Raw genomic sequence first — 25,586 nt, forward strand, 5'->3', positions numbered from 1 at the left:
AATTCACCGCTCCCTGCGTGCCGGCCCCGGGGCCGGGCGCGCTGTGGTTCGTCGTCGTGGCAGCACCCGGGCCAGTTGTCTCCTGATCCGGGAGTTCTTGCTCCGGGCGGCCAGGGCCGCCTTCGCGCCCGAGGCGCTGCGTGCCAGGCACAGCAGCACTCCGACCGCGGACATGGCCGACAGCATGGCGGAACCGCCGTAGGAGAACAGCGGGAGCGGGACGCCCGCGATGGGCAGCAGTCCCAGTGCCGACCCCAGGTTGATCATGGCCTGCGCCATGATCCAGGTGGTGGCGGCTCCCGCGGCGTACCTGACGAAGGGGTCCTTCGTACCGATGGCCACACGGATACCCGCGTAGCCTAGTGCCGCGAAGAGACCGAGGACGGACAGCGTCCCCACCAGACCGAGTTCCTCACCGGTCGCGGCGAAGATGAAGTCGGTGTGCGCCTCGGGCAGCTGGCCCCATTTCTCCACGCCGGCGCCGAGGCCGGTGCCGAAGCCACCGCCGTTGGCGAACGCGAAGACGCCGTGCAGGGCCTGGAAGCAGGCGCCCTCCGGGTCGATCTTGGTGACGCCGATGCAGCTCAGCCGCTCCGCCCGGTGCGGGACGGTGACCACCAGGGCGGTGCAGACCACGACCGCCACCCCGAGGGTGGCCACGAACAGCCGCAGTGGCGCTCCGACCATCCAGAGCAGCGCGAACACCATGGCCACCAGGATCATCGAGGTGCCCATGTCGCCGCCGAACATGATCAGCGCGAGCAGCAGCAGGGCGCCCGGCACCAGCGGCACCAGCAGGTGCTTCCAGGAGTTGAGGGTGCCGGCCTTCTGCTTGCGGGCGAGCAGGTCGGCGCCCCAGAGCACCAGCGCGAGCTTGGCGAACTCCGAGGGCTGGAACTGGAAGAAGCCGAAATCCAGCCAGTTCTGGTTGCCGTTGATCCGCACCCCGATGCCGGGGATGGCGACCAGGGTGAGGGCGCCGATCACCCCGATCATCACCGGGTAGGTGATCACCCGCAGCACCGCCACCGGGACGGAGGCGAAGCCGATCAGCAGGACCAGGCCGAGGATGGCCGCGATCAGCTGCTTGAGGAAGTAGTACTGCGCCGTGTGGTGCTGGTTCAGGGCGAGGATCTGCGAGGCCGAGAAGACCATCATCAGGCCGAGCACGACCAGCAGCAGGGTGCTGCCGACGACCAGCAGGTACGGGGCGAGCGGCCGGTCCAGCCAGTACCGGACCCGGGCCCGGAAGGCCTGGACCCGGGCCAGCGGACCGGCCGACTTGTACTTGGTCGTGGTGGCGGAGATCACCCTCATCGGCTCCGCGGCGTCCCGCTTCGCAACGCCGGAATCCGCTCTGCCCTGCCCCGCCACCGCTCCCCGCTCCCGTCTTACGGCTCGTCCGCCTCCGGGCCGCCAGGACCCGAGGGGCTCACTCGCCGGAGTCCGCCAGCTCCCGGACGGCCGCCGCGAAGAGGTCGCCGCGCTCGCCGTAGTTGGTGAACATGTCCATCGAGGCGCAGGCCGGCGCCAGCAGCACCGTGTCACCCGATCGGGCGAGCGACGCGGCCGTTCGAACGACCTCGGTCATCGCCACCGCGCCAGTCTGGCCCTCGGCCGCCTCGATCACCGGCACATCCGGAGCGTGTCGCTCCAGCGCCTCCCGGATCACCGCGCGGTCCTGGCCGATCAGCACCACCGCGCGCAGCCGCTCGGCCGCGCCCTGCACCAGGTCGTCGAAGGTCGCGCCCTTGGCCAGGCCCCCGGCGATCCAGACGATCGGCCGGTAGGCGGCCAGCGAGGCGGCCGCCGCGTGGGTGTTGGTGGCCTTGGAGTCGTCGATGTACGCGACCTCGCGGACCACGCCGACCTCGGCGATCCGGTGGGCGTCCGGGCGGAAGGCCCGCAGGCCCTCCCGGACGGCCTTCGGCTCGACGCCGTACGCCCGGGCCAGCGCCGCCGCGGCGAGCGCGTTGGCGATGTTGTGCGGGGCCGGCGGGTTCACGTCCGACACGGCGCCCAGCTCGGCCGCGTTCTTGGCCCGGTCCTCGACGAAGGCGCGGTCCACCAGCAGCCCGTCCACCACGCCGAAGTTCGACGGGCCGGGCGCGCCGAGGCCGAAGCCGATCGCCCGGCAGCCCTCCTCGACGTCGGCCTCGCGGACCAGCGCCTCGGTGGCCGGGTCGGCCAGGTTGTAGACGCAGGCGACCACGTTGCCCTCGTAGATCCGGCCCTTGTCGGCGGCGTACGCCTCCATGGAGCCGTGCCAGTCGAGGTGGTCCGGCGCCAGGTTGAGCACCGCCGCCGAGTACGGGCGCAGCGAGGGCGCCCAGTGCAGCTGGTAGCTGGAGAGCTCGACGGCGAGCACGTCGTACGGCTCCTCGGCGAGCACCGCGTCCAGCACCGAGACCCCGACGTTGCCGACCGCGGCGGTGCGCCGGCCGGCGGCGGTGAGGATCGAGGCGAGCATCTGGACGGTGGTGGTCTTGCCGTTGGTGCCGGTGACGGCCAGCCAGGGGGCGGGCTCGCCGGTGCCCGGCAGCGGCCTGCGCAGCCGCCAGGCCAGCTCGACGTCGCCCCAGACCGGCACGCCGGCCGCCTCGGCGGCGGCGAACAGCGGGCTGTCCGGCGCCCAGCCGGGCGAGGTGACGACCAGTTCGGTGCCCTCGGGCAGGCTCGCGCCGTCGCCGAGCCGCACCGTGACGCCCAGCGCCTCCAGCTCGGCGGCCCGGACGGCCAGGCCGGGCCCGCTGCCGCCGTCCACGACGGTGACCCGGGCGCCGAGGCCGTGCAGGACGCGCGCGGCGCTGATGCCCGAGACGCCCAGGCCGGCGACGGCGACCGGCAGGCCGTCGAAGTCCGGGTTGGCCGGGCCGGTCAGGTCGGGGTCGGTCATCCGGTCACCCATCCCGCGTAGAACAGGCCGAGGCCGACGGCGACGCAGAGGCCCTGGATGATCCAGAACCTGACCACGATCAGGACCTCGGTCCAGCCCTTGAGTTCGAAGTGGTGCTGCAACGGCGCCATCTTGAAGACGCGCTTGCCGGTCATCCGGAAGGAGCCGACCTGGATGATCACCGAGAGGGTGATGATCACGTAGAGGCCGCCGAGCAGGGCGAGCAGCAGCTCGGTGCGGGAGCAGATCGCCAGACCGGCCAGGGCGCCGCCGAGGGCGAGCGAGCCGGTGTCACCCATGAAGATCTTGGCGGGCGAGGTGTTCCACCACAGGAAGCCGAAGCAGGAGCCCATCAGGGCGGAGGCCACGACGGCGAGGTCCAGCGGGTCGCGGATGTCGTAGCAGTTGGCGGTCGCGGTGATGGCGTAGGCGCAGCTCTGGGTGTGCTCCCAGATGCCGATGAAGGTGTAGGCGCCGAAGACCATCACCGAGGCGCCGGTGGCGAGGCCGTCCAGACCGTCCGTCAGGTTCACGCCGTTCGACATCGCGGCGATCATGAAGTACGCGAAGATGACGAACAGGACCGGGCCGATCGCCCACTTGAAGTCCCGGACGAAGGACAGGCTCTGGGACGCCGGGTTGAGCCCGCGGTCGTCCGGGAACTGCATCGCCAGGACGGCGAACCCGAGGCCGACGATCGACTGGCCGGCCAGCTTCGCCTTGGCCCGCAGGCCCAGCGAGCGGCGCTTGACCACCTTGATGTAGTCGTCCAGGAAGCCGACCAGGCCGAGGCCCGCGGTCAGGAAGAGCACCAGCAGCCCGGAGGCCGTCGGGCTCTCGCCCGTTATCGCCTTCGTGGCGAAGTACGCGATCAGGGTCGCCAGGATGAAGGCGATGCCGCCCATGGTGGGCGTGCCCTTCTTGCTGTGGTGCGCCTTGGGGCCGTCGTCACGGATGTACTGGCCGTAGCCGTGCTTCGCGAGCAGCTTGATCAGCGCCGGGGTGCCGAGCAGCGACAGGATGAGACCGATCATCCCGGAGAACAGGATCTGCTTCATTATTCGGCCACACCGTCCGCCAGGAGGGCCTCGGCCACCTTCTCCAGCCCCACCGAACGGGAAGCCTTCACCAGGACCACATCCCCCGGCCGAAGCTGACTGCGCAGCAGCTCGACCGCCGCGTCCGCGTCGGACACCAGCACCGACTCCTCACCCCACGAACCTTCGTTCCTCGCGCCGAGTTCCATGCAGGCCGCCTCGCGTCCGCCGACCGCCACCAGCTTGGTGACGTCCAGCCGGACGGCGAGCCGCCCGATGGCGTCGTGCTCGGCCAGGCTCTCCTCGCCGAGCTCCCGCATCTCGCCGAGCACCGCCCAGGTGCGGCGGCGCTCCGGGCCCCGGCCCCCCATCGACACCAGCGCCCGCAGCGCGGCCCGCATCGAGTCGGGGTTCGCGTTGTAGGCGTCGTTCACGACGGTGACACCATCGGCCCGGTCGACGACCTCCATGCGCCAGCGGGACAGCGCACCCGCTTCGCCCAGGGCTGCCGCGGTGTCGTCGACGGACATCCCGAGCTCCACCGCCACCGCGGCGGCGGCGAGGGCGTTCGAGACGTGGTGCTCACCGTACAGGCGCAGCTGCACGGGCGCGGAACCGGCCGGGGTGGTGAGCGTGAACGATGGCCGTCCGGTGGCGTCCAGGCGAACGCCGGTGGCCCGTACGTGGGCGTCCGGGGATTCCCCGAACAGGACCACCTTCGCCCTGGTGCGGGAGGCCATCGCGCGCACCAGCCGGTCGTCCGCGTTGAGGATCGCGGCGCCGTCGGCGGGCAGCGCCTCGACCAGTTCGCCCTTGGCCTCGGCGATCGCCTCCTGGGAGCCGAACTCGCCGACGTGGGCGGTGCCGACGTTGAGGACCAGGCCGATCCGGGGCGGGGTGATCGAGGTGAGGTACTCGATGTCGCCCTTGTGCCGGGCGCCCATCTCGATGACCAGGTGCCGGGTGTCGTCCTCGACCCGCAGCGCGGTCATCGGGTGGCCGATCTCGTTGTTGAGCGAGCCGGGCGGGTAGACCGTGTCGCCGAGGCGCTGGAGCAGCTGGGCGATCAGGTCCTTGGTGCTGGTCTTGCCGGCCGAGCCGGTCAGCGCGACCACGGTGGTGCCCTCGGCACGGGAGACCACGGTGCGGGCCAGCCTGCCGAGCGCCTCCACCACACTGTCGACCAGGACGGCGGGCACGCCGACCGGACGGGAGGCCAGCACCGCGACGGCGCCGTCCTCGACCGCCTTGGCCGCGTAGTCGTGGCCGTCCACGTGCTCGCCGACGAAGGCCGCGAACAGGCCGCCGGGGCTGACCTTCCGCGAGTCGATCTCGACCGGGCCGGTGACCAGGGCGTCCGGGTCGGCGCCGTCCAGGGTGCCTCCGACGGCGGCGGCCACCTCGGCGAGGGTCAGTGCGATCACTGCTGCTCTACTCCTCGGTCGCCCCGCGCGGCCGCGGTCTGCGCGATGGATTCGCGCAGCACCTCCCGGTCGTCGAAGGGGCGGATCTCGTCTCGTACGTACTGGCCGAGCTCGTGGCCCTTGCCGGCCACCAGCACGGTGTCCCCCGCCCGGGCGCGGGCGACGGCGAGCCTGATCGCCTCGGCCCGGTCGGGGACGACCAGGACGGCCCCGCGCTCGGCCTCGGGCACCGCGGCGGCACCGGTCAGCATGGTGGCGAGGATCGCCAGCGGGTCCTCGCTGCGCGGGTTGTCGCTGGTCAGCAGGGCGGTGTCGGCGAGGCGGGCGGCGATGTCGCCCATCGGGCCGCGCTTGTGCGGGTCGCGGTCGCCGCCGCAGCCGACCACGACGTGCAGCCGGCCCTCGGTGACCTCGCGCAGCGAGGCGAGGACGGCCCTGAGGGCGTCCGGCTTGTGCGCGTAGTCGACGACGGCGACGAACGGCTGTCCGGCGTCCACCCGCTCCAGCCGGCCCGGCACCCCGGGGACGGCGGCGACGCCGGCCACGGCGCGCTCCAGCGGCAGCCCGGCGGCGACCAGCGCGGTGATCGCGGCGAGCGCGTTGGCGACGTTGAACGGGCCGGGCAGCGGCACGGAGGCGTCGGCCCCCGCACCGTCCGGGCCCAGCACCCTGAAGGTGGAGCCGACCGGCCCGAGCCGGACGTCCACGGCCCGCCAGTCGGCCTCGGCGTCGCCGGTGGCGGAGAAGGTGGTCACCGGGATCTTGGCCTCGGCGGCGAGCCGGCGGCCGTAGTCGTCGTCCAGGTTGACCACGCCGTGGCGGGACTTGCCGGGGTGGAAGAGCCGGGCCTTCGCCTGGAAGTAGTCCTCCATGTCCGGGTGGAAGTCGAGGTGTTCGGGGGTCAGGTTGTTGAACAGCGCGACGTCGTACGCGACCCCGTCGGTGCGGCCGAAGACCAGGGCGTGGCTGGAGACCTCCATGGTCACCGCGTCGGCGCCGCGCTCGGCCATCACGCCGAGGATCGCGTGCAGGTCGGTGGCCTCGGGGGTGGTGCGCTCGCTCTTGATCCGCTCCTCGCCGACCCGCATCTCGACGGTGCCGATCACGCCCGGGCTGCGCCCGGCGCCGCGCAGGCCGCCCTCGACCAGGTACGAGGTGGTGGTCTTGCCGTTGGTGCCGGTGAGCCCGATCATCAGCAGCCGCTGGGAGGGGCGGCCGTAGACGATCGCGGCCAGCTCGCCCATGACGGCCCGCGGCCGGTCGACGACCAGCAGCGGCAGGCCGGTGCCGGCCGCCAGCTCGGCGCCGGCCGGGTCGGTGAGCACCGCCACCGCGCCGGACTCCGCGGCCTTGGCGGCGAAGGCCGCGCCGTGGTGGTTGGCGCCCGGGAAGGCCACGTACACGTCGCCCGGACGGACCGCACGGGAGTCGTGGGTGACGCCGCTGACGGCGCCGCCCTCGACGGGCGGCAGGCCCAGCTCGACGGCCAGCTCGGCGAGCGGCAGGGCGGTGGTCCCGGTCGGGCGGGGCGGACTCACGGTGGTTTGATCGGGTTTCGGCACGGCGGGAAGGCTATCCGCCGAAGGGTGTCCAGGGCCAAACCGGCCCTGCGCCGCGCCGTGCTCCGGCCCGGCCGGTTCGTTGCTCATCGCTCGCTCACGGCTTCCAGTCGACGGCCAGGTTGGGTGCCGGGCTGCCGCTCGGCGGGACCTGCATGGTCTTCAGGGTGAACTCCATCACCTGCTTGAACACCGGGCCGCACAGCTGGCCGCCGAAGTGGCCGTTGACCGGGCCCTGGAGGGTGCAGGAGACGGTGTAGCGGGGGGCGTCGGCGGGGGCGAAGCCGATGAAGGAGGCGGTGTAGCCGTCGTAGCCGACGCCGTTGGCGGCGCCGCGGTTGGCGGTGCCGGTCTTGCCGGCGACCCGGTAGCCGGGGATGGCGGCCTTGCCGCCGGTGCCCTGCTCGTCGTCGACGACCGACTCCAGCATCGAGGTGAGCGTCCTGGCCGTCTCCGGGCTGACCACCTGGGTCTGCTCCCCCGGCCTGCTCGGCTTGTACTTGCCGTCGGGGTCGGTGACGCCCTGGACGATGCTGGGCGCGACCCGCACCCCGCCGTTGGCGATGGTCGAGTAGACCGAGGTGGCCTGCAGCGCGTTCATCTGCATCGGGCCCTGGCCGAAGGAGATGTTGTACTTCTCCGAGGCGACCAGGTCCTCCGGCTTCTTGAGCTTCCCGGCGGTCTCCCCGGGGAAGCCCAGGCCGGTCGGCTCGGCCACGCCGAACTTGCGCATGTAGCCGTCCAGGACCTTGTTGGCCTCCAGCTGGTCGCCGCCGCCGAGGGTCTCCACCGCCTCGATGGTGCCGATGTTGGAGGACTTGGCCAGCACCCCGGCCAGCGTCAGGTACCAGGTGTCGTGGTCGACGTCGTCCTTGAACTGCTGCCCGGCCCGGACCAGCCGGTTGGGCACGGTGACCTTGGTGTCCCAGGTGGCCTTGCCGGAGTCCAGCACGGCGGCCATGCTCATCAGCTTGGCGGTGCTGCCGGGCTCGTACGCGTCGGCCAGGGCGGGGTTGCCCAGGTTGGCCTGCTTGGAAAGGCTCAGGTCGTTCGGGTTGAACCCGGGCGCGGTGGCCATCGCGAGGACCTGACCGGTCTTCACGTCCTGGACCACCACGTAGCCCTTCTCCGCGCCGGAGTTGGCGACCTGGTCGGTGATCGCCCGCTGGGCGGCCCACTGGATGTCCCGGTCGATGGTCAGCTTGACGTCGCTGCCCGGCACGGCCGGTTCCATCGAGCCCCCGGCGGTGGGCACCAGCCGCCCGCCCGACTGGGCGTAGCTGCTGTGGCCGTCCTTGCCGGCCAGCAGCTTCTGGTACTGGAGCTCCAGGCCGCCGGCGCCCTCGCCCTCGGCGTTGACGAAGCCGACCAGGTTGGCGGCCAGCCCGTCCGCCGGGTAGATCCGCTTCTGGGTCTCCCGGTTGAACACCCCGGCCAGCGGGTTGGCGCACTCGTTGTCCACCCGGGTGCGCCCGCCCTGGTCGGCGGGCTTGCCGAGCAGCTTCTTCTGGGCCTGGCAGGCCCGCGAGCCGGCCTGCTTCTCCAGGCCCGACTTGAGGTCGCTGATCTGCTTCTTGGCGACCGGGGTCTGCTGGGCCGCGAGCCGCTTGTAACGGCTCTTGGGGGTGTGCAGGTCGGCGGCGAGCTTCTCCCTGGGCACGCCGAGGATCGGCGACAGCAGCGCGGCCGCCTGCTCCGGCGCGTCCGGGATGCCGGTCGCCTCCGGGGTGAACATCGCCGGGTCGGCGGTGATGTCGTACGCGTCCACGGTGGCCGCCAGGGCGACCCCGTCGGAGGACGTTATCGAGCCGCGCTCGGCGGTGATCGGGATGTTCAGGTAGCGGTTGGTGTTGGCGTCGGCGGCCAGCGCGTCGGCGTCCACCAGCTGGAGCTGCACCAGACGCCCCGCGAAGACGGAGAGCACCAGCGACAGCACCACGCCGATCACCCGCAGCCGGCGCTTGGGCTCGGCCAGCTTGAGCGCCTTGGGGCGCAGCGGCGGACGGCTCTTCGGGCGCACCGCCGCCTGGCCGCGGGCCGGCGGGCGTCCCTCGGGGCGGCGCTGCTGCGGCGCCCGCGGGGTACGGCCGGCGGAGGCCGACCGGGCGGGCTGGGCCTTGGCGGGCTGGCTCCGCGCGGACTGGCCCCTGGCGGGCTGAGCGCGGTCGGGCTGGCCCTTGGCGGGCTGGCTCCTGGGCGGTTGCTGCCCCTTGGCGGGCTGGCCCTTCGCGGGCTGGCCGCGGCCGGTGCCGGACTGCGCGCGCGGCGCGGCGCTCCGGGGCACCGGACGGCGGCCGTTGCCGCCGCCGGAACCTCCGGAGGGCTGACGTGGAGTGCTCATGCGACCACCTCGCCGCGCTCGGCGGGCGCTTCGCACTCGGCGCACCCTCTGCTGGTCCGCTCGTTCCGCCCGCTCATCGGGCCGCACCCCCGCTCGGCTTGGCGGTCGCGGCGGGCGAGACCGGGTTGAGCTGGATCACCGCGTCACCGGCGGACGCCGCCGGGGTCGGCGCCGGCGGCGGTGCGGCCGGCGCCGGGGCGCCGCTCGGCTGGGGCGCGGCCGTCGACGGCCCGGCGGCGGGCTGGGCCGCGCCGGACTGGGCCCTGGTCGGCCACGGCTCGGCCGTGGAGCGCTTGACCGGCGGGCTGTCCTGCGCCGGGCCCGGGGTGCCGACCACCTTGCCGCCGTTCGGGACGTCCAGGAAGGCCATCCCGCCGGCCGGGACCATGCCCAGCTCGGCGGCGCGCCTGGCCAGCGCGTCCGGCGCCGAGCTCTGGTCGATCTCGTGCTGGAGGCCCTGCTGCTCGTCGGTCGCCACGGTGGTCTGCTTCTGCAGCCGGGACAGCTCGAAGGAGCCCTCGTTGAGCGCGGTGTTCAGCGCGAGCAGGCCGAGCAGCCCGGCCGCCAGCAGCACCACGATGAGCACCGCGAACGGGGTACGCCCCCGTACCGGACGCCTGCCCGGCCGGACCGTGATCCGCGCCCTGCCCTGCCCGGGGAGTCCTCCCCGCCCCGCCCGGACCTCACCGGCCACCGGCCCCACCGCTCTCCTCCGCCCTTCGGACCCCGCCGGGGCCGGTTCGTCAGCCCCGCTTGCTTCGGTCCCTGATCCTCTCCGCCACCCGCAGCCGTACGGGCGCGGCGCGCCGGTTCTCCTCGATCTCCTCCTCGGTGGCCAGCTCGGCACCGCGGGTGATCAGTTTGAGCCAGGGCTGGTGCTCCTCCGGGATGAACGGCAGCCCCGGCGGAGCGGTGTTGGTCGCACCGGCGGCGAGGTACTGCTTGACCAGCCGGTCCTCCAGCGACTGGTAGGACATCACCACGATCCGGCCGCCGACCGCGAGGACGTCCAGCGCCCCCGGGATCGCCCGGTCCAGGACCTCCAGCTCGCCGTTGACCTCGATCCGCAGCGCCTGGAACGTCCGCTTGGCCGGGTTCCCGCCGGTCCGACGGGTCGCCGCCGGGATCGCGTTGCGCACCAACTCGACCAGACGCGCGCTGTTGGTGAACGGTTCCTTCTCCCGTTCCCGGAGGATCACCGAGGCGATCTTCCCGGCGAACCGCTCCTCGCCGTACACCTTGAGGATCCGGGCCAGGTCGCCGTGGCTGTAGGTGTTCAGCACCTCCGCCGCGCTGATCCCCCGGGTCTGGTCCATCCGCATGTCCAGCGGCGCGTCCTGGGCGTACGCGAAGCCGCGGTCCGCCTCGTCCAGCTGCATCGAGGAGACCCCGAGGTCGAACAGGACGCCGTCGACCCGGTCGATGCCCAGGCGCTCCAGCACCTCGGGGATCTCGTCGTAGACGGCGTGCACCAGGGTGGCCCGGTCGCCGAACCGGGCCAGCCGCTCGCCGGACAGCTTCAGCGCCGCCGGGTCGCGGTCCACCGCGACCAGCCGGACCTCCGGGAACTGGGTCAGCAGCGCCTCGCTGTGCCCGCCGAGGCCGAGGGTGGCGTCCACCACGACGGCGCCGGGGCGCGAGACCGCCGGGGCCAGCGCGTCCACGCACCGCTGGAGCATCACCGGAACGTGCTTGGGGCCCGGTTCGTTGGTGGTCATGCGCGGTGGCGCCCTTCCTCGGTGCGGAGCAGCCCGACGTCCGGGAGCTGCGACCATTCTCGCCCACCGTGCCCCGGCACGACGAAGCGGCCCGTGGTCCCCGCCCGCTCGAGGGGAAGGTCGTGACCGCCCGGCGCCGGGGAAGGTGCGCCAGGTGAGCACGGAGCGGGTGGAGGCCACGGACCGCGTCGACCGGCCGCACCGGCCGGGAAGGCCCCGTTGACGGGCCCCGGCGGGTGTGCTCCACTGCGCCGCAAACTCTATCGCGCGGGCCCCGGCAGTCAATGGTCCGCTCCGGCGCACCACCCGGGCGGCGGTACGGATCACCGCAGGTCGCGGCCGTCGGCGCGGTCCGGCGACGGTACGGATCGGGGGCCTTCGGCGACGGGCGCGCGCCCCCTGCCCGCCACCGCGTGCGGCCACTGCGGGAGCAGCCCGGACGAACCCTCCCGTTGTGGCCATGCGCTCGGTCACGGCGCCCCGTTCTGTAGCTCTCCGCCCCACCGCGCGGGCCCGCACCGCACTAACGTCGCCACCATGACAGTGACACCCGACCGGCCCTCGCCGAACGCCGCTGCCGAACCCGCCGGACCGACCGTCATCGACCGCTTCGTCACGGCCAACCGCGCCTACGCGGTGAACTTCCGGGACGGCGGCATGGACGCCCGCCCGGTGCAGCGGATCGCCGTGGTGGCCTGCATGGACGCCCGCCTGGACCTGTTCGCGGCGCTCGGCCTCGAACTCGGCGACGCGCACGTCATCCGCAACGCCGGCGGCGTCGTCACCGACGACACCATCCGGTCCCTGACCATCAGCCAGCGCGCCCTCGGCACCCGCTCGATCGCGCTGATCCACCACACCGGCTGCGGCCTGCTCGGGCTCACCGAGGACTTCCGCCGCGAGCTGGAACTGGAGGTCGGCCAGCGCCCGCAGTGGGCGGTGGAGGCCTTCGTCGACCTGGACGGCGACGTCCGCCAGTCCATGCAGCGCGTCCGCACCTCGCCCTTCCTGCCGCACACCGACGACGTCCGCGGCTTCGTCTTCGACGTCCACACCGGCCTGCTGCGCGAGATCGACTGAGTCCTCCCGCCCGGACCCCGCCCGGCCGACGGCGTCCCGGGGTCCGGGCGTCCGGGCATTCGGGCGCCTCCGAATGGTGACTTCCGGCCGTCGCACGAGGGAGAATGCGCCTGCCGGTCGGACCCCGAACCACCTGGGGCGGCCAGGCCGCAGGCCGCCTTCCCGGCGCCGGGACCCCTTCGGAACCGCCCCCGGGACGGCCGCGTCAAGCATGGGGTGGGGTCCGGCCTCGGGACGGGGCGGGCACAGGGTGCCAGGGAGCGTAAACGGGTGACGAGCTACAACGACCAGGCCGGACTCGGGAGTCCCGCGGGGGGCGGGCAGCAGAGGGCGAACGGGTACCAGCCGGTCGGGCTCCCCGAGCTCGCGGCGGTCGTCGACCGCGTCCGCACCAACGTGGAGAGCGTGATCGAGGGCAAGCCGGAGGCCGTCCGGATCGCCCTGACCGTCCTGCTCGCCGAGGGCCACCTGCTGCTGGAGGACGTGCCCGGCGTCGGCAAGACCATGCTGGCCAAGGCGCTCGCCCGCTCGCTCGACTGCACCGTGCGCCGCATCCAGTTCACGCCCGACCTGCTGCCCTCGGACGTCACCGGCACCAACATCTACGACCAGCAGCGGCACGACTTCGAGTTCCGCCCGGGCGCGATCTTCGCCCAGGTCGTGGTCGGCGACGAGATCAACCGCGCCTCGCCCAAGACCCAGTCGGCGCTGCTGGAGTCGATGGAGGAGCGCCAGGTCACCATCGACGGCACCAGCTACGAGCTGCCCTCGCCGTTCATGGTCGTGGCCACCCAGAACCCGGTCGAGATGGAGGGCACCTACCCGCTGCCGGAGGCCCAGCGCGACCGCTTCATGGCCCGGATCTCGATCGGCTACCCCAGCCCCGAGGCCGAGCTCGCGATGCTGGACGTGCACGCCGGCGCCAGCCCGCTGGAGGACCTCCAGCCGGTCGCGCACGCCTCCGACATCCTCAAGCTGATCGACCTGGTCCGCACCGTGCACATCGCCGACCCGGTCCGCCGCTACGCCGTCGACCTGGTCGGCGCCACCCGCACCAGCCCCGAGCTGCGCCTGGGCGCCTCGCCGCGCGCGACCCTGCACCTGGTCCGGGCCGCCCGCGCCGCCGCCGCGCTGGACGGCCGCGACTACGTCACCCCGGACGACATCCAGCGCCTCGCCGTGCCGGTCCTGGCGCACCGTCTGATGCCGACCGCCGAGACCCAGCTCAGCCGCCGCACCTCCGAGCAGATCGTGGCCGACCTGGTCGCCCGGCTGCCGCTGCCGCGCCCGCAGGGCGGCCCGGCCGTCCGGAGGGGCTGAGGTGGCCGAGTCCGACTCCGCATCGGGGCTGCGGGCCGGGTTCCGCGGCCTCACCACCCGGGGGCGGTCCTTCCTCGCCGCCGGGGTCACCGCGGTGGTCTGTTCCTACCTGCTCGACCAGGACGCCCTGCTGCGCGTCGGCGTCCTGCTCGCCGCGCTGCCGCTGGTCGCCGTGGTGGTCGTCGCCAACACCCGCTACCGGGTGGCCAGCGGACGCCGGCTCAGCCCGCGCCGGGCGGTCGCCGGCCAGGAGGCCCGGGTCCACCTGCGGGTCGACAACGTCTCCCGGGTGCCCACCGGGGTGCTGCTGCTGGAGGACAGGGTCCCGTACGTGCTCGGGCCGCGCCCGCGCTTCGTGCTGGACCGGGTCGAGCCGCGCGGCCACCGCGAGGTCTCCTACCGGGTCCGCTCCGACCTGCGCGGCCGCTACCCGCTCGGGCCGCTCCAGCTGCGGCTGTCCGACCCGTTCGGGATGTGCGAGGTCACCCGCGCCTTCACCGCCTCGGACGTCCTCACCGTCGTCCCCCAGGTCCAGGCGCTGCAGTCGGTCCGGCTCAGCGGCGAGTGGATCGGCCAGGGCGAGAGCCACAGCCGCACCCTGGCGCTGGCCGGCGACGACGACGTGATCCTGCGCGAGTACCGGCCCGGCGACGACCTGCGCCGGGTGCACTGGCGCTCCACCGCCAAGTACGGCGAACTGATGGTGCGCCGCGAGGAGCAGCCGCAGCAGGCCCGGGCCACCGTCGTGCTGGACACCCGGGAGATCGCCCACCGGGGCAGCGGCCCCGCCTCCTCCTTCGAGTGGGCGGTCGGTTGCGCCGCCTCCGTCGCCGTGCACCTGCTGGAGCGCGGCTACCAGACCCGGCTGCTCACCGACACCGGGCAGTCGGTGCCCGGCCCGGGCGCGGGCGGCGGCCACGGCACCGCCGACGCCTCCGGGCTGATCCTGGACGCCCTCGCCGTCGCCGACCTGTCCGACGGCGGCACCCTCTCCCGCGCCGAGGACCCGCTGCGCACCGGCGGCGAGGGCCTGCTGGTCGCCGTCCTCGGCGAGCTGGACGACGCCCAGGCCGCCCGGCTGGGCCGGCTGCGCAGCCGCGCCGGCGGGGCGATCGCCTTCCTGCTGGACACCGGCACCTGGGCCGGCCTGCGGATGCTCGCCCCGGACACCGGCGGCGACGACTTCCAGGCCCGGGTGCGGCAGCTGCGCGAGTCCGGCTGGACGGTGATCCCGGTGCGCGCCGGGGACTCCGTACCGGACCTGTGGCGGGCCGCCGACGGCAGCAGGACGACCGCCCCCTACCGAGAAGAGGCCGGCGCGTGACCACCCGGGCCAAACTGACCGTCTACTCGGCGCTGGCCACCGCCCTCGCCGCGCTGTGCATGATGCCGCTGCTCACCAACCGCGGCTGGCTCACCCACGCCGCCCTGGTGATCGCCGTGATCGCCGGGGTCGGCGCCGGCCTGCGCCGCTCCCCGCTGTACCGCTGGACGGTGCCGGTCGGGCAGCTGCTGGCGCTGCTCCTGCTGATGCTGCTCGGCTTCGCCGGTGCCGGCGGGGTGCTGCCGGGGCCGGCCACGATGCGGGTCCTGGACCAGGTCCTCGCCTCCGGCCTGGACGACATACAGCAGTACGCCATCCCGGCTCCGCCCACCCCCGGACTGCGGCTGATCCTGGTCTCGGCGATCGGTCTGATCGCCGTCGCGGTCGACGCCGTCGCGGTGACCTACCGGCGCTCGGCGCTGGCCGGACTGCCGCTGCTGGCGCTGTACTCGGTCGGCAACGGCCTGGCCGGGGAGCACGGCAGCTGGGTGTGGTTCGCCGCCGCCGCGGCCGGCTACCTGCTGCTGCTGTTCGCCGAGGGCCAGGACCGGGTCTCCCGCTGGGGCCGGGTGTTCCACGGCGGCGCCCGCGGCTCCGTGGAGTCCGCCCGGGTCAGCCCGGGCGGCCGGCAGGTCGGCGTGCTTGCCCTGGCGGTGGCGCTGCTGCTGCCGGTGGTCCTGCCGCACTGGAGCTCCGGGCTGCTGCACTCCGGCTCCGGCGGGTCGAACGGCAAGGGCGCCGGCGGGAGTCTGGCGACCAGCCTCGACCCGCTGGTCAGCCTGGAGGCCGCGATCACCAAGCCCAGCGACGCGGAGCTGCTCAACTACACCCTGGACAGCCCGCTGGCCGACCAGATCTACCTGCGGACCGGCTCGCTCGACCAGTTCGACGGCACCAACTGGAAGCTCGGCAGCACCACGGTCAGCGACCTCCCGGCCACGCTGCCCACGCCGGAGGGCCTGCGCAACGCCCAGGTCCCCCGGATCGAGGGCGACTTCACGGTCACCGACCGGCTGGAGGGGAGCTGGCTGCCGATGCCGTACCCGGCCGCCGCCGTCCAGCTCCCCAACCGGGGGGACTGGAGGCTCGACCCGCTGACCCGTACCGTCCTGCCGGCCAACGACAAGGCGATGCGCAACCTGCGCTACCACGTCAGCGCCCTGGACCTGCGGCCCACCGCCGCCGAGCTGCGCCTCGCGGCCACCGCCCCGCAGGACGTCAGGGACCGCTACACCGCCCTCCCGACCGACCTGCCCCCCGTGGTCGCCGAGAAGGCCAGGACCGTCACCGCCGGCGCGCAGAACGACTACGACCGGGCGACGGCGCTGGTCAACTGGTTCACCGGGCCGGACTTCAAGTACGACACCACGGTCAGCGGCGGCACCGGCAGCAACGCCATCGCCGTCTTCCTGCGCGACCGCCGGGGCTTCTGCGTGCACTACGCCTCGACCATGGCGGCGATGGCCCGGACGCTGAAGATCCCGGCCCGGGTGGCCGTGGGCTTCACCCCCGGCGACAACAAGGGCGGCGACGTCTACTCGGTGACCGGCCGGATGTACCACGCCTGGCCCGAGCTGTACTTCGCGAACTACGGCTGGCTGCGCTTCGAGCCGACCCCGAGCCGCGGCGTCCCGGCCCGCTACACCGAGCCGGCCAGCACTCCGACCAGCGCGCCGACCCAGCAGGCGACCGCCGCCCCGCAGCCCACCGCGGCCGCCCCGGCGCCGACCGCCGCCTCGGACTGCACCGCCAAGCAGCGCCAGCTCGGCGAGTGCGGCGCCCAGGACCGGGCCGTCGCCAGGGCCGCCGAGGACTCCTGGCTGCTCTCCGGCCAGGTGCTCGGCACCCTGGCCGCGGTGCTCGCGCTGATCGCACTGCTGCTCGTCCCGATGCTCTGGCGCGCCGCCGTGCGCCGCCGCCGGCTGGGCGGCGGTGGGCGGCGCGGGCCCGGCGGGGGCCGACCGGCGGAGCTGACCGACGCCCAGGTGCTGGCCGCCTGGGACGAGCTGGTCGACTCCGCCTGGGACCTCGGAATTCCCCCGGACGAGTCACGCACCCCGCGTTCGGCGGCCCGCCGGATCGCCGAGGAGGCGCGGCTGGACGAGGACTCGGCGGCGGCCACCGGCCGGCTCGCGCTGGCCACCGAGCGGGTGCTCTACGCCCCGCCCGGGCAGCCCTCCCCGGAGCCGCTGGCCGCCGACGTCCGCACCGTGCGGCGCGGCCTGCGGGCGACCGCCGGCCGGGCCGGGCGGACCAGGGCGCTGCTGCTGCCGCCGTCCTCGGCGCAGCTGTGGTGGCGGATCTCCGACGCGGTGCGGGCGGCCCGCACGGCGGCGGGCACCGCGGTCGGCCGGACGGTCGGGACGGTGTCCGCGCCGGTGCGGCGGCTCCTCACCCGGCGCGAGCGGTCCACCCCGGAGTCCTGATCCGGACACGAAGCCGGGGCGGGCAGTCGACCGACTGCCCGCCCCGGCTTCGTACGTAGGTGGGGCCTCGTGCGCAGGTGGCCGAGCGGCTCAGAAGCCCCCGGTCTGCTCGTCCCTGCGGCGCTGCCAGCGCTGCTCGACCCGGTCCATCATCCCGGCCTTGCGGCGCGGGGCGGCGGCCGGGCGGGCGCCGGCGCCCTGGCCCGCGGGCCCGCGGCGCCAGCCGGTCACGGCGAACACCGCGCAGCCGAGCATCACCAGGAAGCCCACGACGCTGACCCAGATCTGGTCCGGCACGACCATGCCGCCCATCAGCAGGCCGATGCCCACCACGAAGCCGGCGACGGCCAGGTAGACCCGCCGACGGGTGTAGGTGCGCAGCCCGGTCCCCTCAAGCGCAGACGCGAATTTGGGATCTTCGGCATACAGCGCTCGCTCCATCTGGTCGAGCAGTCGCTGCTCGTGCTCCGAGAGCGGCACGGAGTCCTCCTACTCGTCGGTCGCGGTCGCGACCGGTCCGCCCACCCCGGTCGGGGGGGCAAGTCCAATCAGCCGTGGGCACACGGTCGGACGCCCGTGCGGGGGACCCGGCCCGTGTCGTCCATATGCCCCACGCGTCCGGCTGTCATGCTTTCCGGCTTTACCCAGATCATACGGTCCGTGGGCCCGATACGGGGTGGTCTGTGCCGCGTGGGGCAGGCCACTTCGAGCGGGGACGGCCGCACCGGTGTCAACGCGCCACGCCCCGGACAAGTGCCCGATCGGATGGAATGGTCCTGGACCTGGGCAGGTCCCCCGCCGGGCGGCGCGCCCGGCAGGGGACCGACCGGCGCGCGGACGGCGTACGGACGGCGTACGGACCGGGGAACGGGGGGCCTCCGGGGCGCGAACGGCCGGCGTCCGGTGTGCGCGGAATCCGCACGACGGCGGAAGGGTTCGTGAAGGGGCGCGCGGGTCGGGAGGGGCGCCTCAGGCCAGGGTGGCCAGCAGGTGCAGCTGGGTCGCCACGGCGTGGAAGGCGGGCTGCGCGGCGGCGGCCTCCTCCAGCTTCAGCAGCGCCTCCAGCGCGCCCGGCTCGGTGTCCACCAGCACACCGGGGACGAGGTCGGAGAAGACCCGCACCCCGTGCACCGACTCCACCCGCAGGCCCGCGGCCTGGGCCAGCCGGCCCAGCTCCTCGCCGGTGAAGCGGCGCGGCATCGGGTCCTGCTCGCCCCAGCGGCCGTCGGCGGCGGAGAGCACGGTGCGGGCCTCGGTGAAGTGGCCGGCCAGCGCGCGGGCCAGCACGGCGCCGTTGCGGTTGGCCGCCAGCAGGCTGACCACGCCGCCCTTGCGCAGGGTGCCGGCCAGGCTGCCGAGGGCCTCGGCCGGGTCGTCCACGACCTCCAGCACGCCGTGGCAGAGCACCGCGTCCACGCTGCCGGCCGCGACCAGCTCGGGCAGGGTCTGGGTGTCGCCCTGGACGGCCCGCACCAGGTCCGTCACCCCGGCCTCGGCGGCCCGGCGCTCCAGGGCGAACAGGGCGTCCGGGCTCGGGTCGACCACGGTGACGCGGTGGCCGAGCCTGGCGACCGGCACCGCGAAGTTCCCGGTGCCGCCGCCGGTGTCGACCACGTCGAGCACCGGCTGGTCCAGCTCGGCCGACCGCTTCTCCAGGGCCGCCCGGACCACCTCCCACACCACGGCGGTACGCAGGGCACTGCGGGGACGCGTCGGGTACAAGGTGGGGCTCCTTGGCACGTGCAGTTCGATCAGGATGCCTCCACCTTAGAGCCTGTCCCCCGGATCACCGCCGGGCCACGGGCCCTGACCGGCCCGGCGGCGGCCCCGCCCTCACCCGGCGGCGGCCCCGGTCCCGCCCGGCGGCTCGTCGCCGTCCAGCGGCAGCCGGGGCGGGGGCGGCTCGGCGTGCAGGCCGAGCAGCCGTTCGACCAGGCGCAGGAAGAGCGCGGAGTTGCGGATCAGGTCGTCGGCGTCGCGGGCCGAGGCGGCGCCCCTGATCCCGGCCTCGGCGGCGGCCCGGCGGCGGGCGCCGGCCCCGTAGTAGAGCGCCCACTCGGCGAGCTCCGGGGCCACCTCGGGCAAGACCTCCCAGGCGCTGCGGATGGCCTTGCGCCGGCGCGGGCTCTTCTCCGGGCGGCCGCGCACCGCCAGGACGGCGGCCACCGTGCGCAGCGCGGCCAGGTGGGCGGTGGCGTAGCGCTCCAGCGGATCCTCCAGGGCGCGGGCCCGGGCGAGGGTGCGGTGGGCGTCGGCGAGCAGGTCGAGGGCGGCCGGCGGCGCGCCGACCCGGCGCAGCACCGGGTGGACGTCCGATCCGGCGGGGCGTCCGACGGACGGACCCGGCAGGTGCGGCAGGGCGGCGGAGCGGAGGCGGGCGGTGACGGGCTCAGGATGGCTGATGGTCATGGTCTCCCCCTTCCGAGGCAGCGCGCGGACCGGGCGGTCCGTGCCCTTCCATCGTGAACGGCACCACTGACAATCCGTCGGGCAATTCCGGCCAGGCCGTCCGCGACCGCCGAAAGGGGCCGGAAACGGCGTAGCGGCGGCGGGCGCGGGACTCCCCCGGTTCCGCGCCGCCGCCGTGCCGTCGCTCCGCCGTTCCCCCGTGGTCGGCGGAGGCGAACTCCCCCCGTGGCCGGCTCCCCCCGGTCCGCTCCGCCGCCCCGTGCCGGCGGTGCGGGGACCGTGACCAGCCCCGTGGCGGTCCGTCCACCGCCTCCCCCGTCGTTCGCGGCCGGGGGACGGACGGATCCGCCGCCCGGGTGGGCCGGCGCCCGACGCGCCGCCCTCCCGGGTGCCACCACTCTCCCGTCTCCGCAGGTCGACGGCCATCCGCTGAGGTACTCAACCGCGGATCTGAGTATCCGTACTCAGTCCGCGCCGCCCGGCCCGCCACCGGAACCGCGACGTGCGTCCACGGCGTCCCGGGTGCCGGTACGGTACGGCGGAGCCGGGCGGAACCGGCCCCACCGGAGGACGAGGGGGATGCCATGACGAGGAGGGGGACGCGATGACGGTCCTGCCGCTGATCTTCACCAGCGGACTGGCCAGCGGCATCAACGCCTACGCGGTGGTGCTGCTGCTCGGCCTGCTGGGCAGGTTCGCCGACGCGGAGTCGGTGCCGCGGGCGCTGGAGCGCACGGACGTGCTGGTCGTGGCCGGCGTGCTGTTCGCGCTGGAGGCGGTGGCCGACAAGATCCCGTACGTGGACAGCGTCTGGGACGTGGTGCACACGGTGATCCGGCCGGTCGCCGGTGCCACCGTCGGCGTGCTGATCGCGGACAACGACCCCGGCTCGCTGGGCGAGGTCGCGGCCGGCGCGATGGGCGGCGCCTCGGCGCTGGTCAGCCACCTGGTGAAGGCCTCGCTGCGGATGGCGGTCAACACCTCGCCCGAGCCGGCCAGCAACATCGTGGTCAGCATGGCGGAGGACCTCTCGGTGGCCGGCCTGGTCACCCTGGCGATCTTCCACCCCTGGCTGGCCGCCACGGTCGCCGCCGTGGTCCTGGCCGCCGGCCTGCTGCTGGTCCGGCTGGCGGTGAGCAGGATCCGCGCCTTCCGGGCCCGCCGCCGCGAACGCCGGGCCGCCCGGGCGGCGGGAGTGGCGTAAGGATCGTCCTAGGATCAGGTGCCATGGCACGGATCGTCATCATCGGCGCAGGAATGAGCGGGCTCGCGGCGGCCTCCCGGCTGGCGACCCTCGGTCACCGGGTGACGGTCTGCGAGGCGAGCGGCACCTACGGGGGCATGGTCGGGAGGTACGAGCGCGACGGTTTCGCCTTCGACACCGGACCCGGTCTGCTCACCCTCCCGGCGGTCTACCGCGACCTCGCGCTGAAGACCGGCAAGGAGCCGCTGGAGCAGCTGGTCGAGCTGGCCCCGGTCGACCCGGAGAGCCGGCACCTGTTCCCCGACGGCACCGCCGTCACCCTGCCGAACGCCTCCCGCGGCGGTGTCAGCCAGGCGCTGGACGCCGCCTTCGGGGCCGGGTCCGGCGCCCGCTGGAGCGCGGTGATGAACCACGGCCGGACGGTCTGGGAGGCCACCCGCCGCCCGCTGCTGGAGGAGGCGCTGCCGGCCGACCTCGGCGTGCCGTCCCCCGCGGGCCGGGCCCGGGTGGACACCGACCCGTACCCCGTCCCGCCGCGCACCGGCCTGGCCCGGCTGCGCAAGCCCGTCCCGTGGACCCTCGACGACGTGGCCCGGCGGCAGCTCGGCGGCCACCCCGGCCTGACCGCCCTGCTGGGCGAGCCCGCGCTGCGGCACGGCCTCCTGCCCGGCCAGGCCCCGGCCGGGGCCGCCGTGCTGCCGTACATGGAGCAGTCCTTCGGCGTCTGGTACGTCCGGGGCGGTCTGCGGGCCCTCGCGGACGCGGTGTTCCGGCGGTGCGAACTGCGCAAGGTGGAGTTCCGCTTCGACACCCCGGTCACCCGGGTGGTCGTCGAGGGCGGCCGGGCGGCCGGGGTCGAGACGGCGGACGGCCGGATCGACGCGGACCTGGTGGTCTCCGCGATGGACACCGGCGCGCTGTTCCGCCACGGCATCGCCGAGTGGCCCGGGCTGCCGGCCGGGGAATGGGAGCCGTTCGAGGTGCCCGGCCGGTTCAGCGTGCTGCTCGCCCTGCGCGGGCCCCGGCCCGAGGGGACGGTGCACCGGACGGTGGTGCACGCGGCCGACCCGGCCGCCGAGGAGAACGCCCTCACCCACTCGGCGCCGCTGTGCGAGCGCCCCACCGTGCAGGTGCTGCGCCCGGACGACCCGTCCCTGCGGCCGGACGACGCCCACGAGAGCGTGGTGCTGACCGCGACCGTCCCGGCCCAGGAGGAGGACGTCGACTGGACCGCCCCCGGTGTCGCCGACCGCTACGCCGACCGGTTGCTCGCCCACGTGGACGCGGCCGGCCTGGGCCTGCGCGAACGGGTGCTGTGGCAGGTCGTGCGGACCCCGGAGGACACCCGCCGGGAGACCGGCGCGCTGTTCGGCTCGGTCGCCCGCCCGGTGCTCGCCGGTTCGTACGCGGGGCTGCACGCCGCGAACGAGTCCCCCGTCCCCGGCCTCTACCTGGTCGGCGGCAACGCCCACCCCGGCGGCGGACTCGCCCGGGTCGGCATGTCGGCCTGCATCACCGCCGGGCTGATCGGCCCGGCGTAGGGCCTGCTCAGCCCTGGTGCCAGGTGTTCTGCTGCTGGTAGCCGTTCTGGTCGTACACCGGCTGCTGCGGGATGCCCTGGATGTGCTGCTGGTCGGGCTGGGGCTGCCACTGCTGCTGGGGCTGGGCGTTCGGGTCCCAGGCCTGCTGGTGCTGCTGGTGCTGGGGCTGCTGGTAGGCCGCGTACTGGTCCTGCTGCTGGTAGCCCCCGTACGGGTCCTGCTGGTGCTGGGGGTAGCCGCCGCCGTAGGCCTGCTGCTGGTCGTAGGCGTAGGCGGGCTGCTGCTGGGTCTGCCACTGCTGCTGGTCGTAGCCGGCCTGGTAGGCGGCGGCGTACGGGTCCTGGGGCTGCTGCTCGAGCTGCGGCTGCTGCTGCTCGTAGTACGCGGGGGCGTAGACGCCGTCCTGGGCGAGCTCCTGCATCTCGAAGGCGGCGGTCTGCTCGACCTCGGGCACCTCGTCGGCCACCGGCGCGGGGGCCGGGGCCGGGGTCTCCTCGACGGGGCTGACCTCGCCGACCCGCTCGCGGGCGGCGGCGACGGCCGCCACCGCGGCGCCGCCGCCGGTGAGGGCGCCGAGCAGCGGCACCTTGGCGAGCGGGCCGGGCAGGCTGCCGTCGCGCTTCCGCAGGGACCAGCCGGTCCGGTAGCCGCGCTTGACCGAGAGGGTGACGAAGGCCTGACCGACCGCGAACAGCGCGGCGCCCGCCCCGATCACCACGACGGATCCGAGGACCATCCCGGCGGCCACCCCGAGGAAGCCGGCCAGGGCCAGCACGCGCCAGTGCAGCGGCGCCCGGTTCTGCAGCAGCACCTCCGCGACCAGCCAGAGCGCCACCACCGCCAACGCGGCGTACAGCAGCAGGTATCCGATGCCCATCCGCCCGCTACCTCCAGTCGCGTACCCGCGCGTGTGCGCCGCGCGTGTGCGGCGACTGTACCGGTTCAACGGCCCGGGTACCGCATCGCGTTCCCACCGCCGCCGGACACCGGCCGCACACGACCGAGCCCGCCACCGTCGGTACGGTGACGGGCTCGTGAACGCCTGCCGAAGAACGTCCGGAGACGGCCCGGAAGCGGGCCTACCGCTGGTGCAGCCCCAGGTTCTGGTAGATCTCCAGCGTCGCCGTCGAGTGGTTCAGCGTGATGAAGTGCAGACCGGGCGCGCCCTCGGCGAGGAGGCGCTCGGCCATCGCCGTGGCGTGCTCCATGCCGACGGCCCGCAGCGCCGCCGGGTCGTCGATGGCCGCCCGCAGGCGGGCCTCCAGCTCGGCGGGGAAGGCCGAGCCGCTGAGCTGCGGGAACCGCTCCAGCTGCTTGGCGTTGGTGACCGGCATGATCTCCGGGATGATCGGCGTCTCGCAGCCGGCGGCCGTCACCCGGTCGCGCAGCCGCAGGTAGTCGTCCACCTCGAAGAACATCTGGGTGATCGCGTAGTCGGCCCCGGAGCGGATCTTCGCCACGAAGTGCCGGATGTCCTCGTCCCAGTCGGTCGAGCGCGGGTGCATGTTCGGCGAGGCGGCGACGCCGACGCAGAAGTCGCCGATGCCCTTGATCAGCTCCACCAGCTCGTACGCGTAGGTGACGCCCTCGGGGTGCTTGACCCACTCGCCCATCGGGTCGCCGGGCGGGTCGCCGCGGACCGCGAGGACGTTCCGCACGCCCTGGTCGGCGTACTGGCCGATGATGTTGCGCAGCTCGGCGATCGAGTGGTCCACCGCGGTGAGGTGGGCGACCGGGGTCAGGGTGGTCTCGGTGGCGATCCGGCCGACCATGTTGACGGTGCGCTCGCGCGAGGAGCCGCCGGCGCCGTACGTCATGCAGACGAAGTTGGGGTCGAGCGGTTCGAGCCGCCGGATGGCGTCCCAGAGCCTCTGCTCGCCGACCTCGGTGCGCGGCGGCATGAACTCGAAGGAGAAGGAGCGCTTACCGGCCGCCAGGAGTTCGCGCACCGTCAGTGCGCGATCCGTTCTCGTGGAAGCGATTCCGAGTGCCATGCTGGCAGGCTATCGGGCCTTCGAAGGGGCCGGACAGCTGGATTCCATCTATTGAGACAACTGATGGACGATGTTCCGTTTCCGTTCGGAACGGCTCACGGCACCTCCCCCGCACCCCCGGCGGGGCCGCTCGCACACCCGTTCCCAGCCGCACCGCTACGCTTGCTGCACCCCAGACAACCAGCGGAGCCCCATCGTGACCTCGTCCAGCACCCGGCCGGCCAACCCCATCGACGTGGAGGACGTCCGCACCCGCGTCAACGCGGCGCTCGCCGCGTTCATGGACGGCCAGTCCGTGCTGCTCGCCAAGATCTCGCCCCAGCTGGTCCCCGCCGCCGACGCGCTGCGCGACTTCCTGCTGGACGGCGGCAAGCGGCTGCGTCCGGCCTTCTGCTACTGGGGCTGGCGCGCCGCCGGCGGCCCGGCCGGGGGCGCCACCGGTGAGGCGGTCGCCAACGCGGCCGCCGCCCTGGAGCTGCTCCAGGCGAGCGCCCTGGTGCACGACGACCTGATGGACCGCAGCGACACCCGCCGCGGCCTGCCCTCGGTCCACCGCCGCTTCGAGGCGCTGCACCGCGACAACGGCTGGCGCGGCGACCGCGAGCAGTACGGCACCTCGGCCGCGGTGCTGCTCGGCGACCTGCTGCTGATCTGGTGCGACGAACTGTTCCTGCGCTCCGGCCTGGAGCCCGCCGCCGTCCTCGCCGCCAAGCCGGCGTTCGACCTGATGCGCACCGAGGTCATGCTCGGCCAGTACCTGGACGTGCTGGAGCCGGTGGCCGGCGACTCGACGGACGAGGGCGCGCTGGACCGGGCCCGGACCGTACTGCACTACAAGTCCGCGAAGTACACCATCGAGCGGCCGCTCCAGGTCGGGGCGCTGCTGGCCGGCGCGGAGCCGGAGCTGGTCGAGGCGCTCGGGGCGTTCGGCCTGCCGCTCGGCGAGGCCTTCCAGTTGCGCGACGACCTGCTCGGCGTCTTCGGGGACCCGGCCGTCACCGGCAAGCCCGCCGGGGACGACCTGCGCGAGGGCAAGCGCACCCTGCTGGTCGCGCACGCGATGCGGGGCCTGCCGGCCGCCGACGCCCGGCACCTGGACGAGCGGCTCGGCGCGCCGGACCTGGCCGCCCCGGAGGTCGCCGGGCTGCGCGAGCTGGTCGCCCGCAGCGGCGCGCCGGAGCTGGTGGAGCGCCGGATCGAGGCGCTGATGCGCCAGTCGCTGGCCGCGCTGGAGGCCGCGCCGCTCGCCGACGAGCGGGCCCGTACGGTGCTGCTGGCACTGGCCGAGGCCGCCACCGTCCGCAAGTACTGAC

Annotated in this window: 20 protein-coding genes; 7 read left to right on the forward strand and 13 right to left on the reverse strand. The window is 74.4% G+C overall.

Annotation, left to right across the window (positions count from 1 at the left end; translation table 11 throughout):
* Window positions 1-3 precede the first annotated feature (3 nt).
* From ftsW to rsmH, 8 genes are all read right to left on the reverse strand, one after another.
* Window positions 4-1,317, reverse strand: a complete 1,314-nt coding sequence (ftsW, locus tag ACIQI7_RS09860; protein WP_387748948.1) for a putative lipid II flippase FtsW — start codon at window positions 1,315-1,317, stop codon at window positions 4-6.
* A gap of 115 nt (window positions 1,318-1,432) precedes the next feature.
* A complete protein-coding gene (murD, locus tag ACIQI7_RS09865; RefSeq protein WP_401107043.1) occupies window positions 1,433-2,896 on the reverse strand; it encodes a UDP-N-acetylmuramoyl-L-alanine--D-glutamate ligase in 1,464 nt (487 codons plus the stop codon).
* Window positions 2,893-3,954: a phospho-N-acetylmuramoyl-pentapeptide-transferase gene (mraY, locus tag ACIQI7_RS09870; RefSeq protein ID WP_355249882.1), complete on the reverse strand. Its 1,062-nt coding sequence runs from the start codon at window positions 3,952-3,954 to the stop codon at window positions 2,893-2,895. The genes murD and mraY overlap by 4 nt, the downstream gene beginning before the upstream one ends.
* Window positions 3,954-5,357, reverse strand: coding sequence for a UDP-N-acetylmuramoyl-tripeptide--D-alanyl-D-alanine ligase (gene murF, locus ACIQI7_RS09875; RefSeq protein WP_401107047.1), 1,404 nt, complete (start codon window positions 5,355-5,357; stop codon window positions 3,954-3,956). The genes mraY and murF overlap by 1 nt, the downstream gene beginning before the upstream one ends.
* Entirely contained in the window at window positions 5,354-7,006 is a 1,653-nt protein-coding gene (locus ACIQI7_RS09880) for a UDP-N-acetylmuramoyl-L-alanyl-D-glutamate--2,6-diaminopimelate ligase (RefSeq protein ID WP_401107050.1), read from the reverse strand. Before ACIQI7_RS09880 ends, murF begins: the two co-directional genes overlap by 4 nt.
* Before the next feature lie 7 nt (window positions 7,007-7,013).
* Window positions 7,014-9,257 carry a penicillin-binding transpeptidase domain-containing protein gene (locus ACIQI7_RS09885; RefSeq protein WP_401107052.1) on the reverse strand — a complete coding sequence of 748 codons (2,244 nt, stop codon included), beginning with the start codon at window positions 9,255-9,257 and terminating at the stop codon, window positions 7,014-7,016.
* Window positions 9,258-9,330: 73 nt separating this feature from the next.
* Entirely contained in the window at window positions 9,331-9,843 is a 513-nt protein-coding gene (locus ACIQI7_RS09890) for a hypothetical protein (protein WP_401107055.1), read from the reverse strand.
* Window positions 9,844-10,000: 157 nt separating this feature from the next.
* Window positions 10,001-10,975: a 16S rRNA (cytosine(1402)-N(4))-methyltransferase RsmH gene (gene rsmH / locus ACIQI7_RS09895; RefSeq protein WP_401107057.1), complete on the reverse strand. Its 975-nt coding sequence runs from the start codon at window positions 10,973-10,975 to the stop codon at window positions 10,001-10,003.
* A 537-nt stretch (window positions 10,976-11,512) separates the two neighbouring features.
* Here rsmH and ACIQI7_RS09900 point away from each other — a divergent pair.
* From ACIQI7_RS09900 to ACIQI7_RS09915, 4 genes are all read left to right on the forward strand, one after another.
* Window positions 11,513-12,055: a beta-class carbonic anhydrase gene (locus ACIQI7_RS09900; protein ID WP_401107059.1), complete on the forward strand. Its 543-nt coding sequence runs from the start codon at window positions 11,513-11,515 to the stop codon at window positions 12,053-12,055.
* Between the two features lie 270 nt (window positions 12,056-12,325).
* Window positions 12,326-13,375 (forward strand): AAA family ATPase, encoded by a 1,050-nt coding sequence (locus ACIQI7_RS09905; RefSeq protein ID WP_401107061.1) that lies wholly within the window; start codon window positions 12,326-12,328, stop codon window positions 13,373-13,375.
* Between the two features lies 1 nt (window position 13,376).
* Window positions 13,377-14,699: a DUF58 domain-containing protein gene (locus tag ACIQI7_RS09910; protein ID WP_387748924.1), complete on the forward strand. Its 1,323-nt coding sequence runs from the start codon at window positions 13,377-13,379 to the stop codon at window positions 14,697-14,699.
* Window positions 14,696-17,125 (forward strand): DUF3488 and DUF4129 domain-containing transglutaminase family protein, encoded by a 2,430-nt coding sequence (locus tag ACIQI7_RS09915; protein ID WP_401107065.1) that lies wholly within the window; start codon window positions 14,696-14,698, stop codon window positions 17,123-17,125. The genes ACIQI7_RS09910 and ACIQI7_RS09915 overlap by 4 nt, the downstream gene beginning before the upstream one ends.
* A gap of 90 nt (window positions 17,126-17,215) precedes the next feature.
* On the opposite strand, the gene ACIQI7_RS09920 is transcribed toward ACIQI7_RS09915, so the two are convergent.
* From ACIQI7_RS09920 to ACIQI7_RS09930, 3 genes are all read right to left on the reverse strand, one after another.
* Window positions 17,216-17,605 carry a DUF3040 domain-containing protein gene (locus tag ACIQI7_RS09920; protein WP_074000911.1) on the reverse strand — a complete coding sequence of 130 codons (390 nt, stop codon included), beginning with the start codon at window positions 17,603-17,605 and terminating at the stop codon, window positions 17,216-17,218.
* A 489-nt stretch (window positions 17,606-18,094) separates the two neighbouring features.
* A complete protein-coding gene (locus ACIQI7_RS09925) occupies window positions 18,095-18,847 on the reverse strand; it encodes a methyltransferase domain-containing protein (RefSeq protein WP_401107068.1) in 753 nt (250 codons plus the stop codon).
* A 111-nt stretch (window positions 18,848-18,958) separates the two neighbouring features.
* Window positions 18,959-19,528, reverse strand: a complete 570-nt coding sequence (locus ACIQI7_RS09930; RefSeq protein WP_401107998.1) for an SAV_6107 family HEPN domain-containing protein — start codon at window positions 19,526-19,528, stop codon at window positions 18,959-18,961.
* Window positions 19,529-20,138: 610 nt separating this feature from the next.
* Here ACIQI7_RS09930 and ACIQI7_RS09935 point away from each other — a divergent pair.
* Both ACIQI7_RS09935 and ACIQI7_RS09940 read left to right on the forward strand, forming a co-directional pair.
* The gene (locus ACIQI7_RS09935; RefSeq protein ID WP_401107070.1) at window positions 20,139-20,738 is read left to right on the forward strand and encodes a DUF4126 domain-containing protein; all 600 of its coding nucleotides are present in this window, start codon (window positions 20,139-20,141) and stop codon (window positions 20,736-20,738) included.
* A gap of 23 nt (window positions 20,739-20,761) precedes the next feature.
* On the forward strand, window positions 20,762-22,279 hold the full coding sequence (locus ACIQI7_RS09940) for a phytoene desaturase family protein (RefSeq protein WP_401107073.1): 1,518 nt from the start codon (window positions 20,762-20,764) through the stop codon (window positions 22,277-22,279).
* Between the two features lie 7 nt (window positions 22,280-22,286).
* On the opposite strand, the gene ACIQI7_RS09945 is transcribed toward ACIQI7_RS09940, so the two are convergent.
* Window positions 22,287-23,156: a hypothetical protein gene (locus tag ACIQI7_RS09945; RefSeq protein WP_401107076.1), complete on the reverse strand. Its 870-nt coding sequence runs from the start codon at window positions 23,154-23,156 to the stop codon at window positions 22,287-22,289.
* A 202-nt stretch (window positions 23,157-23,358) separates the two neighbouring features.
* Window positions 23,359-24,273 carry a methylenetetrahydrofolate reductase [NAD(P)H] gene (gene metF / locus ACIQI7_RS09950; protein WP_401107079.1) on the reverse strand — a complete coding sequence of 305 codons (915 nt, stop codon included), beginning with the start codon at window positions 24,271-24,273 and terminating at the stop codon, window positions 23,359-23,361.
* A gap of 196 nt (window positions 24,274-24,469) precedes the next feature.
* Between metF and ACIQI7_RS09955 the strand changes: the two genes are divergently transcribed.
* On the forward strand, window positions 24,470-25,585 hold the full coding sequence (locus tag ACIQI7_RS09955; protein WP_401107082.1) for a polyprenyl synthetase family protein: 1,116 nt from the start codon (window positions 24,470-24,472) through the stop codon (window positions 25,583-25,585).
* Window position 25,586: the final 1 nt, after the last annotated feature.

It is taken from the genome of Kitasatospora sp. NPDC092039 (assembly GCF_044756065.1).
Classification (GTDB): Bacteria; Actinomycetota; Actinomycetes; order Streptomycetales; family Streptomycetaceae; genus Kitasatospora.

Excerpts from the sequence above, each read along its gene's own strand:
- ftsW (WP_387748948.1), bottom strand. The coding sequence starts at position 1,317 with ATGAGGGTGATCTCCGCCACCACGACCAAGTACAAGTCGGCCGGTCCG.
- murD (WP_401107043.1), bottom strand. The coding sequence starts at position 2,896 with ATGACCGACCCCGACCTGACCGGCCCGGCCAACCCGGACTTCGACGGC.
- mraY (WP_355249882.1), bottom strand. The coding sequence starts at position 3,954 with ATGAAGCAGATCCTGTTCTCCGGGATGATCGGTCTCATCCTGTCGCTG.
- ACIQI7_RS09880 (WP_401107050.1), bottom strand. The coding sequence starts at position 7,006 with ATGAGCAACGAACCGGCCGGGCCGGAGCACGGCGCGGCGCAGGGCCGG.
- ACIQI7_RS09885 (WP_401107052.1), bottom strand. The coding sequence starts at position 9,257 with ATGAGCACTCCACGTCAGCCCTCCGGAGGTTCCGGCGGCGGCAACGGC.
- rsmH (WP_401107057.1), bottom strand. The coding sequence starts at position 10,975 with ATGACCACCAACGAACCGGGCCCCAAGCACGTTCCGGTGATGCTCCAG.
- ACIQI7_RS09900 (WP_401107059.1), top strand. The coding sequence starts at position 11,513 with ATGACAGTGACACCCGACCGGCCCTCGCCGAACGCCGCTGCCGAACCC.
- ACIQI7_RS09935 (WP_401107070.1), top strand. The coding sequence starts at position 20,139 with ATGACGGTCCTGCCGCTGATCTTCACCAGCGGACTGGCCAGCGGCATC.
- ACIQI7_RS09940 (WP_401107073.1), top strand. The coding sequence starts at position 20,762 with ATGGCACGGATCGTCATCATCGGCGCAGGAATGAGCGGGCTCGCGGCG.
- ACIQI7_RS09945 (WP_401107076.1), bottom strand. The coding sequence starts at position 23,156 with ATGGGCATCGGATACCTGCTGCTGTACGCCGCGTTGGCGGTGGTGGCG.
- metF (WP_401107079.1), bottom strand. The coding sequence starts at position 24,273 with ATGGCACTCGGAATCGCTTCCACGAGAACGGATCGCGCACTGACGGTG.